Below are 12419 nucleotides of genomic sequence, written 5' to 3'. Positions count from 1 at the left end.
CAGGAGCCAGGGGCCAAGGAGACAGAGGGAGGCAGGGAACCAGGGGCCAGGGGACAACGGCCAGGGGCCAGGGAGGGCGGAGCCCTTCGTGGGGCCCCCGCCATGCCGGTCAACCTGGCAACGGACGTCATCCACAGCCCCGACGCCGACGAGCGCAGCGTCGTACGCTGGACACCCCCGGCCCTCACCGCGTCGGGCTACTCGTGTTGTCCACCCCGGCACCCCAGGACGGAAGCGCCCACTCAATGAGTCTGCACGGTCTGCTCGACGCCGTCGTCAAGGACACCGCCCTCGCGGAAGCGATCACGGCGGCCGCAGACGGCAACCGCATGCACGTCGACCTGGTCGGCCCGCCCGCCGCCCGGGTCTTCTCGGTCGCCGCGCTGGCCCGCGAGACCGGCCGCCCCGTGCTGGCGGTGACCGCGACGGGACGCGAGGCGGAGGACCTGGCCGCCGCTCTGCGCTCCCTGCTGCCCCCGGAGGGCGTCGTGGAGTACCCCTCCTGGGAGACCCTTCCGCACGAACGGCTCAGCCCCCGCAGCGACACCGTCGGCCGCCGCCTCGCCGTCCTGCGGCGCCTGGCCCACCCCCGCCCCGACGACCCCGAGACCGGCCCGGTCTCCGTCGTCGTCGCACCCGTACGCTCCGTGCTCCAGCCCCAGGTCAAGGGCCTCGGCGACCTGGAGCCGGTGGCGCTGCGCACCGGGCAGAGCGCCGACCTGAACGAGGTCGTCGAAGCCCTGGCAGCCGCCGCGTACGCGCGTGTGGAGCTGGTGGAGAAGCGCGGCGAGTTCGCGGTGCGCGGCGGCATCCTGGACGTCTTCCCGCCCACCGAGGAGCACCCCCTCCGCGTCGAGTTCTGGGGCGACGACGTCGAGGAGATCCGCTACTTCAAGGTCGCCGACCAGCGCTCCCTGGAGGTCGCCGAGCACGGCGTGTGGGCCCCGCCCTGCCGCGAGCTGCTCCTCACCGAGGACGTACGGGAGCGGGCACGGGTCCTCGCCGAGGACCACCCCGAGCTGGGCGAACTGCTCGGCAAGATCGCCGAGGGCATCGCGGTGGAGGGCATGGAGTCCCTGGCACCCGTCCTCGTCGACGACATGGAACTCCTGCTGGACGTACTGCCCAAGGGCGCCATGGCCCTGGTCTGCGACCCCGAGCGGGTGCGCACCCGGGCCGCCGACCTCGTGGCCACGAGCCAGGAGTTCCTCCAGGCGTCCTGGGCCGCCACCGCGGGCGGCGGCGAGGCGCCGATCGACGTGGACGCGGCCTCCCTGTGGTCCATTGCGGACGTCCGGGAGCGGGCCCGTGAGCTGGACATGATGTGGTGGTCGGTTTCGCCGTTCGCCGCCGACGACGCGCTGGACGACGCCGACACGCTCAAGCTCGGCATGCACGCCCCGGAGAGCTACCGCGGCGACACCGCCAAGGCGCTGGCCGACACCAAGGGCTGGCTCGCCGACGGCTGGCGCACGGTCTACGTCACCGAGGGCCACGGACCGGCCGCCCGCACCGTCGAGGTCCTCGGCGGCGAGGGCATCGCGGCCCGCCTGGACAACGACCTCGGCACCCTCAGCCCCTCCGTCGTGCACGTCTCCTGCGGCTCCGTCGACCACGGCTTCGTCGACCAGGCCCTCAAGCTGGCCGTGCTCACCGAGACCGACCTGACCGGGCAGAAGGCCGCCGGCCGCGAGGGCGCCCGGATGCCGGCCCGGCGCCGCAAGACCATCGACCCGCTCACCCTGGAGGCGGGCGACTACATCGTCCACGAGCAGCACGGCGTGGGCCGCTACATCGAGATGGTTCAGCGCACCGTGCAGGGCGCCACCCGCGAGTACCTGGTCGTGGAGTACGCCCCCGCCAAGCGCGGCCAGCCCGGCGACCGGCTCTACATCCCCACCGACCAGCTGGAGCAGATCACCAAGTACGTCGGCGGGGAGGCCCCCACCCTGCACCGCCTGGGCGGCGCCGACTGGACCAAGACCAAGGCCCGCGCGAAGAAGGCGGTCAAGGAGATCGCCGCCGACCTGATCAAGCTGTACAGCGCGCGGATGGCGGCGCCCGGTCACGCGTTCGGCGCGGACACCCCCTGGCAGCGCGAGCTGGAGGACGCCTTCCCGTACGCGGAGACCCCGGACCAGCTCACCACCATCGCCGAGGTCAAGGAGGACATGGAGAAGACCGTCCCCATGGACCGCCTCATCTGCGGCGACGTCGGCTACGGCAAGACCGAGATCGCGGTCCGCGCCGCTTTCAAGGCCGTCCAGGACGGCAAGCAGGTGGCCGTTCTCGTGCCGACGACCCTGCTGGTGCAGCAGCACTTCGGGACGTTCGGCGAGCGGTACGCCCAGTTCCCGGTGAACGTGCGGGCGCTGTCCCGCTTCCAGTCCGACACCGAGTCGAAGGCGACGCTGGAGGGTCTGCGCGAGGGCTCGGTGGACATCGTCATCGGCACCCACCGCCTGTTCTCCTCCGAGACGAAGTTCAAGGACCTGGGCCTGGTCATCGTCGACGAGGAGCAGCGCTTCGGCGTCGAGCACAAGGAGCAGCTGAAGAAGCTCCGCGCCAACGTCGACGTCCTGACCATGTCCGCCACCCCCATCCCGCGCACCCTGGAGATGGCGGTCACCGGCATCCGCGAGATGTCCACGATCACCACCCCGCCGGAGGAGCGCCACCCGGTGCTGACCTTCGTCGGCCCCTACGAGCACAAGCAGATCGGCGCCGCCATCCGCCGCGAGCTGCTGCGCGAGGGTCAGGTCTTCTACATCCACAACCGCGTCGAGTCCATCGACCGCGCGGCGGCCAAGCTCCGGGAGATCGTCCCCGAGGCGCGGATCGCCACCGCGCACGGCCAGATGTCGGAGCAGGCCCTCGAACAGGTCGTCGTCGACTTCTGGGAGAAGAAGTTCGACGTGCTGGTCTCCACGACCATCGTCGAGTCCGGCATCGACATCTCCAACGCCAACACCCTCATCGTCGAGCGCGGCGACAACTTCGGTCTCAGCCAGCTCCACCAGCTGCGCGGCCGGGTCGGCCGAGGACGGGAGCGCGGGTACGCGTACTTCCTCTACCCGCCGGAGAAGCCGCTGACGGAGACCGCGCACGAGCGGCTCGCCACCATCGCCCAGCACACCGAGATGGGCGCGGGCATGTACGTGGCGATGAAGGACCTGGAGATCCGCGGCGCGGGCAACCTGCTGGGCGGCGAGCAGTCCGGCCACATCGCGGGTGTCGGCTTCGACCTGTACGTGCGGATGGTCGGCGAGGCGGTCGCGGACTACCGGGCCTCCCTGGAGGGCGGCGTGGAGGAGGAGCAGCCGCTCGAGGTCAAGATCGAGTTGCCCGTCGACGCGCACGTCCCGCACGACTACGCCCCCGGCGAGCGGCTGCGGCTCCAGGCGTACCGGTCCATCGCCTCCGCCAACAGCGAGGAGGACATCAAGGCCGTACGCGAGGAACTCGTCGACCGCTACGGCAAGTTGCCGGAACCGGTGGAAAACCTGCTGCTGGTTGCGGGCCTGCGGATGCTCGCGCGGGCGTGCGCCGTCGGTGAGATCGTGCTCCAAGGCAACAACATCCGTTTCGCGCCCGTGGAGTTGCGCGAGTCCCAGGAACTGAGGCTCAAGCGGCTCTATCCCGGAAGCGTCATCAAGGCGGGCGCCCACCAGGTCCTCGTGCCGCGCCCGAAGACCGCGAAGGTGGGCGGAAAGCCGCTGGTCGGGCGGGAACTGCTCGGCTGGGTGGGGGAGTTCCTGACCTCGATCCTGGGGTCGTAGCCGCCCGCCGTGAAGGCCTGGAAGCCGTCCACGGGGCCAGGCCCGTGGACGGCTTCCGATGTGTTCGGGGTGTGGGCGCGCTGTCGCGCCCTACTACCGTTCCGGCCGGTGGCCGCCCCGCCCGCGCCCGAAGCCGAGCTTGCCCTCGGCCCGCTGCTGTGCGGCGTCGACCTGCTTCTCGTACTTGCCGCCGGTCCTCTGGTTGACCTGGCGTTCGGCGGCGTCGGACACCTTTCTTGACCTGTCCTTGTCCTTGCCGGCCATGTTCTTCATCTTGTCGAGGATGCCCATGCAGAGCTCCTTCCGAGGCGTGACTCACTTTCGACGGTACGGCAGATATGCCCGGCATGCCCAATAAAGCCCACTATGGTCTGGACCTCTCCGTCGCTACGGTGGTACGGCATAACGGCAAGGGGAGGACGCGCATGAGGCGGCACAGCAGGATCCGTACCGGATGGGCCGCGGGTGCGGCCCTCGCTCTGGCCCTGGTCACCGGATGCGAGGGAGCTCAGGACGACGGGGACCCGTCCGCGGGCAGCGGTGCCGAGGCGCCGGCCGAGGGGCGGGCGGCAGGGCAGGCCGTCAGCCCGCTGAGCAACCCGGACGGAACCGAACCCGGCCTCGGCCCGGTCACGGGCGACACCGACGAGGCAACGGCCCGGAAGCTCATCGACGGCCTGAAGACCAAGGGGCGCGGACCCAGGACCGGATACGACCGTGACGAGTTCGGCTACGCCTGGATGGACTCGGCCGACGGCGTGCCGCTCGCCCGCAACGGCTGCGACACGCGGAACGACCTGCTGAGACGCGACGGCCAGAAGCTGCGCTTCCGCTCCGGCTCCGACTGCGTGGTCGTCGCCATGACGCTGGACGATCCGTACACCGGCACGACCATCGAGTGGCGCAAGCAGGAGGCGAGCGAGGTCCAGATCGACCACGTCGTGCCGCTGTCGTACAGCTGGCAGATGGGCTCCTCGCGGTGGCCGCAGAGCAAGCGCGAACAACTGGCGAACGACCCGCTCAACCTGCTCCCCGTCCAGGGCCGCGCCAACTCCGCCAAAAGCGACTCCGGACCGGCCTCCTGGCTGCCGCCCGCCAAGCCGATCCGGTGCGCGTACGCCGTCCGCTTCGCCCAGGTCGCCGCCAAGTACGAACTGGCGGTCACCGCACCGGACCGGCAGGCGATGCTGCGGCAGTGCGGCGGCTGACGGAGACCGGCCGCCCGCCGGCCCCCTGCGCCTCTTCGCCCCGGATCGGCTTCTCGGGAAGCGTGAACGACTTGGGCACCCCGCCCGGCTGCGGCTTGCCGTCCTTGCGTCCGGCAACCCGGTAGCCGGCGTCGAGGTAGTACGCGGTCAGGCGTGTGTTGCCGGTCAGGCAGTCCAGACGTACCCACGTCCGCCCTGCCCCGCCCCGCCCTGCCCCGCCCCGCCCTGCCCCGCCTCGGCCACGCGGCGCTCCGCGCGGCGCGGAAGCTGCCGTCCCGTCCCGGGCGGGACACTGCCGTGGTCCACCATCAGACGGTGCACATGGCCGGCCGTCGGCGGTTGCGGCCCCCATGCCTCCTCGTCCTCCCACCACAGTTCCCAGGCCCCGACCACGCGATCGGCGGCCTCCGCGATCCATACCTCGCCGTGCCGCGTGATCCGGCGGAAGTGGTCCCCGGTCAGTTCGCCAGGACTCCACTGACCAGCGACACCCTGGGCGGGCATCCAGCGGGCAGCGTCGTCGCGCAGGCGCACGACAGCGGCAAGGTCGGCGTCCTCGGCGAGACGGAAACCCAGAGCGTCCATGTCCCGTCCTCGCACCGGCGTTGCCCGTGGCGGACGCCGAAGGCGGGGGCGTCGGCCTGCGCCGCCCCGACGGCAAGCGTCCGGGACGAGAGGCGGCGCCGCCGACCATGACCCGTGGGTGAGGCGCTGGGCAAAACCCGTTTCCCCGCCTCGGCATCCCTGCCTACCGTGGCGCCATGGAGTTGAAGGTATCGAGCCTCGCCGAACGCCCGGAGATGACGGACCGGGTCCGGGAAATGGCCGACAGCTGGCCCGCGTTCGCCGTCGAGGACCTCTCGGGCAACGCCCACTACCCGCGCATCGCCGTCGAACTGCCGGAGTACGTGCAGTTCGCCGAGGACGAGCACGGCGAGGTCGTCGCGCACAGCCACAGTGTGCCGTTCGCCCTGCACAGGGAGGGACGCGGCACGCTGCCCGCGCGTGGCTGGGGCGAGGTGCTCGTCTGGGCCTTCAGCGACCTGCGCCGCGATGTCCGCCCCGACACCGTCAGCGCCGTCTCCGTCACCGTCGCCCCGCACGCCCAGGGGCTCGGCCTGTCCGGCCGGATGCTCGCCGCGATGCGCGACAACGCCCGCGCCCGCGGTTTCCGCGAGGTCGTCGCCCCCGTCCGCCCCAGCGCCAAGCACCTCGAACCACACACCCCCATCGAGGAGTACGCCCGCCGCCTGCGCCCCGACGGCCTGCCCCACGACCCGTGGCTGCGCGTCCACGCCCGTGCCGGTGCCACCCTCGACTCGGTGGCCCCGGCCTCCATGACCGTCTCCGGCTCGCTGGACGAGTGGCGTCAGTGGACGGGACTGCCCTTCGACACCGCCGGGGACATCGAGGTCCCCGGCGCCCTGGTGCCGGTGCGCTGCGAACCGGAGCGCGGGTACGCGGTGTACGTCGAGCCCAACGTGTGGATGCGGCACGCACTCTGAGCCGAGCACGGCAGCGGGTCGATGTGCGTGGCGCCCCAGGATTTCCAGTGGTGGTTCGGTGAGCCGTGAGCTGAGCTGAGCTGAAGTGAGCTGAAGTGAGCTGAGCTGCGAGCGGTGAGTCGGGAACCGTGAACCGCGAGCGGTGGCGTGTGCACGCCGCGATGAGGCGTGAGCCGTGACGTGCGAGTGCTGTGACGTGGAGTGCCGTGACGTGCGAGTGCCGTGAACGCTCGCGGACGGGGCGCCGGCGTCAGAAGTTGCCGTTGCCGAGCAGCTCGCCTTCGGCATCGTAGATCGTGACGAGGCCGTTCTCGCTCTGCTTCCAGTCGGCGAACGCGGAGGCGATGAGTTTGGCGGGACCGGTGGCCTCGCCCATGATGCCGCCGGTGAAGTCGGTGTAGACGTCGGCGGCATCGAGGATGTCGTTCTGCTCGTCGGCGCCCTGCACCTTGGTGACGTGGGAGACGGCGTCCTTCTCCGCCGCCGTCCCGTTCTTCTGCACGAACGCCTTGAACTGCTCGGCCTGGGAGGCCTTCTCGACGGCCTTGTCCTCGGCGGGCTTCGCGTCGGACTTGCCGCTCGTGCCGCCCGTGCCGCCCGACGCGGCACCACCGGACTTCTCACCCGAGCTCGCGGAGGTCCGGCTGTCACTCTTGCCGTCGCCGCTCCCGTCACCGGAGTTCGCCGACACCGCGCCGATGACGACGAGACCCACGACAGCACCCAGCGCGACCTTGGTCTTCATGCCCATGACTCTGTTCCCTCCCCATGCGGCAACCGCCACCTCCCGGCGATTGCTCGTTCGCGGTGTCAATAAGACCAGAGCTTGTGAACCGAGTCAACCAAGTTCACAACGTCTTGGGAGTACACGTGCGTGAATCGATGTGAACTCGCTTGCGTCGGTATGCTCGGCGTCACACCATCGACGAGGGGGCCGTGCGGGTGCAGGACAACGCGACAGAAGTGACCGCCGCCGGAATCGCGCGGCTCGCCGGCGTCGGCCGCGCGGCCGTCAGCAACTGGCGCCGTCGGCACGCCGACTTCCCCAAGCCGGTCGGGGGCACCGAGACCAGTCCCTCCTTCGCCCTCGCCGAGGTGGAGGGCTGGCTGCGCGAGCACGGCAAACTCGCCGAGGTCCCCTTGCGGGAGCGGGTCTGGCAGCAACTCGTCGGCCATCCCGAAGGCCCGGGCACCGCGCTCACGCACGCCGGGTGCGTCCTGCTGCTGATCCACGACCGCCCCACGCTCTGGCTGGAGCTGAGCGCCGGTTCCGACGAACGGCTCGCCGCGATGCTCCCCGAGGCGCTGGACGGGGTACTGGCGCCGCGCTTCGGCGTGGCGCGCCGGGGGCGTGGCGGTCGCGGTGGGAGCGCGCCGAGCGCTGCCGCCGGTTCCCCCGCGAGGGCGGGGGCGTCGATGTCGGTGCTGGCGTCGGCGTCGGCGTCGAGCGCCGTGAATACGTCCACCGGGGACCATGCGGTCACCCCGGTTCACACGGAACACTCCGTGAAGGCGCCGGACTCTGTGAACACCTCACCGACGATTCACACCCCCGCTGCCGCCCCGGCCTCCGCTCCCGCCCCGGCCCCCGCTCCCGCCCCGGCCCCCGCTCCCGCACAGGCCCACGCCTCGGCCCCGACCCCGGCCCTGGCCCCCGCCCCCGTCCTCCAGACCCCCACAGGCCCCGCCGTCCTCGTCTCCGCGCCCCTCCTCCGCGGCACCGCCGAACTGGCCGCCGAGCTCGGGGCCCGGCAGGCCTTCGAGTTCCTGCTCGGCCGGCACCTCGACGCCAACCCCCGCCAGTACACGCTCACCCCCACCGACCTCGCCCGCCTCATGGCGGACCTCGCCGGCCCCGCCCGCACCGTCCTCGACCCCGCCTGCGGAACCGGCGCCCTCCTGCGCGCCGCCGCGCCCCACGGCCCCGCCCCCCGCCCCGAGCAGACCGATCAGCGGCTGTACGCCCAGGACAGCGCCCCCGACCTCGCCGCGCTCACCGGACTCCGGCTCGCCCTGAACACGCGGGCCACCGTGCGCGGCGCCGTCGGCGACACCCTGCGCGCGGACGGCTTCCCCGAGCTGCGCGCCGACGCGGTCCTCTGCCACCCGCCGTTCAACGAACGCAACTGGGGCCACGACGAACTCGCCTACGACGCCCGCTGGGAGTACGGCTTCCCGGCCCGCACCGAGTCCGAGCTGGCCTGGGTGCAGCACGCGCTCGCCCGCCTGAGGGACGGCGGCACGGCCGTCCTCCTCATGCCGCCCGCCGCCGCCTCCCGCCGCTCCGGCCGCCGCATCCGCGCCGATCTGCTGCGCCGGGGCGCGCTGCGAGCCGTGGTCGCGTTGCCCGTCGGCGCGGCCCCGCCGTACAACATCCCGCTCCACCTGTGGGTGCTGCGCAGGCCGGAGAAGGCGTCCGCGCAGCCCGAGGTGCTCCTCGCCGACGTGGGACGGTTCACCGGAGAGGGGCGCGGCGGACCGGACTGGCAGGCCGTGCGGAGTGCCGTGCTCGACGCCTGGCGGGACTTCGACCGGGACGGCAGCCTCGGCGACCGGCCCGGCCTGGCCCGCTCCCTGCCCGTCATCGAGCTCCTCGACGACGATGTCGACCTCGCCCCCGCCCGCCACCTGCCGCCCCCCACGGCCACCGACGGTGCCGGACGGCTCGCGGACGTACGGGAGCGCCTCGGCGAGACCCTGCGCCTGACCACCGACCTCACCCCCGCGGCCCCCGACGTCACCCCCGCCGCCCCCGACCTCACCCCCGCGGCCGCCGGCCTCCGGCCCGAGGCCGCCGACACCGCGCAGCCCGTGCCCCGCTGGCCGCTCACCACCGTCGGTGAACTCGCCCGCGGCGGCGCTCTGCTCCTGCGCACCGGCGGAAACGGCGGCCACGCGCGCGTGCCGGTACTCACCGACCACGACGTGCTCGCCGGCACCGGCCCCTCCGGCACCCTCCCCGAGAGCGAGGAGGAGGCCGTACTGACCGAACCCGGCGACGTCGTCGTCCCGGTCCTCGGCGGCGGCTCCGTCACGCGTGTGGTCGACGACGACACCGCCGGTGCCGTCCTGGGCCGCAACCTCGTCCTCCTGCGTCCCGACCCCGCCGCGCTCGAACCCTGGTTCCTCGCCGGGTTCCTGCGCGGCACCGCCAACAACCGGCAGGCCAGCAGCTACGCCTCCACCGCCACCCGCCTCGACGTCCGCCGCCTCCAGCTTCCCCGGCTCCCGCTGGACGCCCAGCACCGCTACGGCGCCCGCTTCCGCGCCCTCGACGAGTTCGAACGGGCGCTCAGGCTCGCGGGCCGCCTCGGCGAGCAGCTCGTACGCGGGATGTACGACGGGCTCACGGACGGCACGGTGGCACCCGGTCGGTGACCTCGCGGTGATCGGTACGGCAACGGTTCGGTACAACCGGGGACCACTGTCGGTCCCGGCCTATACGCTCGGACTTTCACACTGAACGGCCCGTTCGTCCGTTCGGCACGTAGGCACCATCGTCCAGGAGCAGTCATGTACGGCAACAGCGCCGCCGGGCCGCCGCCGTCACGCGGCGCGGCCACCGTCATCACCCTGCGCGTGCTGTTCGCCGCCGCCGGTTTTCTGACGTGCGGTCTGCTCGCCTGCGTCCCGCTGTTCCGGATCGCCGTGCTGCGCGGCCGCGGGCTCGACTGGGCCGTGGCCTGGCTGAGCCTGCCGGTGTCCATCGGCTGCCTCGCCGTGGTCGGTGAGCTGCCGGAGAGCGACCCCCGCACGGACGTCGCCATGGTCGCCCTCCTGCTGATCGGAGCGGCGGCCAGCGCGTACTTCCTCGTCGTCGACATACGCCTGCACGCCGCACCACGGCAGTTCAGCGGCTACGCGCCGCCGCGTCACCCGTTCGCCGCGCCCTACGGCCAGACGCACCCCGCGGGACCGTACGCGCCCACGCTCGTACCGCAGCCCCCGGCCAACCGCCCCGCGCACCCCGGGTTCCCAGCACCCCATACGCCGATGCCCCATACGCCGATGCCTCACGCGCCGATGCCCCACGCGCCGATGCCCGAGGCTCAGGTGACCCAGACGTCCGTGCCCCAGCACCCCGCTCCCGCCCCGCCGCCCCAGCACCCCGCTCCCACCCCGCCGCCCCAGCCCCCCGCCCCCACCCCGGCCCGCATCGACCAGGTCCGCGCCGAGCTCGACGAGCTCAGCGACTACCTGCGCAAGCACGACGGCAACGGCGACAGCCAGGGCGGACGGTGACCGTGGCGACGGGGCGGGTCGTCGCCGACCGGTACGAGCTGTCCACGCTCATCGGGCAGGGCGGCATGGGCCAGGTCTGGACGGCGTACGACCGGCGGCTCGACCGGCGCGTCGCGGTGAAGCTTCTGCGCCCCGACAAGGTGGCCGGCCAGGAGGCCGACGAACTGCGCCGCCGGTTCGTGCGCGAGTGCCGGGTGACCGCACAGGTCGACCACCCCGGCCTGGTCACGGTGCACGACGCGGGCAGCGAGGGCGAGGAGCTGTTCCTCGTCATGCAGTTCGTCGACGGCGCGGACCTCTCCGACCACCTCGCCGAGCACGACCCGTACCCCTGGCAGTGGGCGGTCGCCGTCGCGGCCCAGCTGTGCGCCGTCCTCAGCGCGGTGCACGCCGTGCCGATCGTCCACCGCGACCTCAAGCCGCGCAACGTGATGGTGAAGCAGGACGGCACCGTCACCGTCCTCGACCTCGGCGTCGCCTCCGTCATGGACGCCGACACCACCCGCCTCACCCACACCGGCACCCCCATCGGCTCGCCCGCCTACATGGCGCCCGAGCAGGCCATGGGCGGCGCGGTCGGCCCGTACACCGACCTGTACGCCCTCGGCGTACTCATGCACGAACTGCTCAGCGGCGATGTCCCGTTCGCCGGCTCCACCGCCCTCGGTGTCCTCCACCGGCACCTGTACGAACCGCCGCTGCCCGTGCGCCGCATCCGCCCCGAGGTCCCCGAGGCGCTCGAAGCCCTGGTCCTGCGCCTGCTCGCCAAGGACCCGCAGCACCGGCCCGCCTCCGCCCAGGAGGTCTACGAGCACCTGGCGCTGCTGCTGCCCGCGCGCGGCATGCCCACCGGCGGTCCCCTCGACCCCACCCGCCCCTTCGTACGCCCGCACGCCCCCTGGCCGGACCGTGCGCGCACCCCCGCGCCCCGGCCGGCCCCCGTGCCGCCCGCCGCCGAAGCCGGGAAACCGGACGTCGCCCGCGCCGTCGACGACGTCAAACGCCTCCTCGGCGAGGGCCGCATCACCCAGGCCGTCGACATCCTCGGCGCGATCCTGCCCGCCGCCGCCGAACAGCACGGCGAACGCTCCCCGGTCGTGCGCACCCTGCGCAAGCAGTACGCGGCCACCCTCATGGACGACGGCCAGTACCGGCGCGCCCTGCCCGAACTGCGCCGCCTCGCCGACGAACGCGCCGCCGAGGCCGGCCAGTCCGACCCGCAGTCCCTGCGCCACCGCCACGACGCCGCCCAGTGCCTGGAGCAGCTCGGCGAACCGGCGGCGGCCCTCGCCGAGTACCGGGCGCTGCTGCCGTACTACGAGAACCAGTACGTCGCCGGTGACCCCGACCTCGCCCACGACGTCCGCCGCCGCATCGGCCACCTGCTCCTCGCCCTCGGCGACCGCGCCGCCGCCCACGAGACGCTGGCCCGGCTGCTGCACGACGTGGAGCGCGTCCACGGACCCGGCCACCCGCTCGCGGCCGAGATCCGGCGCACCCTCCAGTGGCTCGGCCAGGTACGCGGCTGACGACCGCCACCCCGGGGACGGCGCGGCGGTGCCCGAAGTCCTCGTGAATCGTTGGTCGAATGGGTTGGCCGGAGCCCGGCCACTGCCTACCATCGATCACCGCAAGACTTTGTGCGCCCGCCCGTCGCCCGATCACCACCCCTGGTGGGAAGCGCC

General features: G+C 72.8%; 8 protein-coding genes and 1 pseudogene. 6 read left to right on the top strand and 3 right to left on the bottom strand.

Annotated features, from left to right (window positions below; all coding sequences use genetic code 11):
• The first annotated feature begins 245 nt into the window (after positions 1-245).
• On the top strand, positions 246-3779 hold the full coding sequence (gene mfd / locus ACP4J0_RS00510) for a transcription-repair coupling factor (protein ID WP_426596583.1): 3534 nt from the start codon (positions 246-248) through the stop codon (positions 3777-3779).
• 93 nt (positions 3780-3872) lie between these two features.
• Here mfd and ACP4J0_RS00505 read toward each other — a convergent pair whose 3' ends face one another.
• Positions 3873-4070 (bottom strand): antitoxin, encoded by a 198-nt coding sequence (locus ACP4J0_RS00505; protein WP_426596582.1) that lies wholly within the window; start codon positions 4068-4070, stop codon positions 3873-3875.
• A 134-nt stretch (positions 4071-4204) separates the two neighbouring features.
• Between ACP4J0_RS00505 and ACP4J0_RS00500 the strand changes: the two genes are divergently transcribed.
• Complete coding sequence (locus tag ACP4J0_RS00500) at positions 4205-4987, top strand: HNH endonuclease family protein (RefSeq protein ID WP_426596581.1); 783 nt, start codon at positions 4205-4207, stop codon at positions 4985-4987.
• On the opposite strand, the pseudogene ACP4J0_RS00495 reads toward ACP4J0_RS00500, so the two are convergent.
• Positions 4941-5572, bottom strand: a pseudogene (locus tag ACP4J0_RS00495) (GNAT family N-acetyltransferase). The gene ACP4J0_RS00500 and the pseudogene ACP4J0_RS00495 sit on opposite strands and share 47 nt — an antisense overlap.
• A gap of 176 nt (positions 5573-5748) precedes the next feature.
• Between ACP4J0_RS00495 and ACP4J0_RS00490 the strand changes: the two are divergent.
• Positions 5749-6492: an N-acetyltransferase gene (locus ACP4J0_RS00490; RefSeq protein ID WP_426596580.1), complete on the top strand. Its 744-nt coding sequence runs from the start codon at positions 5749-5751 to the stop codon at positions 6490-6492.
• A 250-nt stretch (positions 6493-6742) separates the two neighbouring features.
• On the opposite strand, the gene ACP4J0_RS00485 is transcribed toward ACP4J0_RS00490, so the two are convergent.
• Positions 6743-7243: a hypothetical protein gene (locus ACP4J0_RS00485; protein ID WP_426596579.1), complete on the bottom strand. Its 501-nt coding sequence runs from the start codon at positions 7241-7243 to the stop codon at positions 6743-6745.
• Between the two features lie 191 nt (positions 7244-7434).
• Here ACP4J0_RS00485 and ACP4J0_RS00480 point away from each other — a divergent pair, with 191 nt between their 5' ends.
• From ACP4J0_RS00480 to pkaE, 3 genes are all read left to right on the top strand, one after another.
• Positions 7435-9870 carry an N-6 DNA methylase gene (locus ACP4J0_RS00480; RefSeq protein WP_426596578.1) on the top strand — a complete coding sequence of 812 codons (2436 nt, stop codon included), beginning with the start codon at positions 7435-7437 and terminating at the stop codon, positions 9868-9870.
• Between the two features lie 135 nt (positions 9871-10005).
• Positions 10006-10734, top strand: a complete 729-nt coding sequence (locus ACP4J0_RS00475) for a hypothetical protein (protein ID WP_426596577.1) — start codon at positions 10006-10008, stop codon at positions 10732-10734.
• A 38-nt stretch (positions 10735-10772) separates the two neighbouring features.
• Positions 10773-12263 (top strand): serine/threonine protein kinase PkaE, encoded by a 1491-nt coding sequence (gene pkaE / locus ACP4J0_RS00470; RefSeq protein WP_426596899.1) that lies wholly within the window; start codon positions 10773-10775, stop codon positions 12261-12263.
• Positions 12264-12419: the final 156 nt, after the last annotated feature.

The sequence above is a fragment of the Streptomyces sp. WG7 genome, assembly GCF_049975785.1.
In the GTDB taxonomy this organism is placed as follows: Bacteria; Actinomycetota; Actinomycetes; order Streptomycetales; family Streptomycetaceae; genus Streptomyces.
Note: the sequence above shows the minus strand (reverse complement) of the source record. Positions and strands in the feature narration are given on the sequence as shown.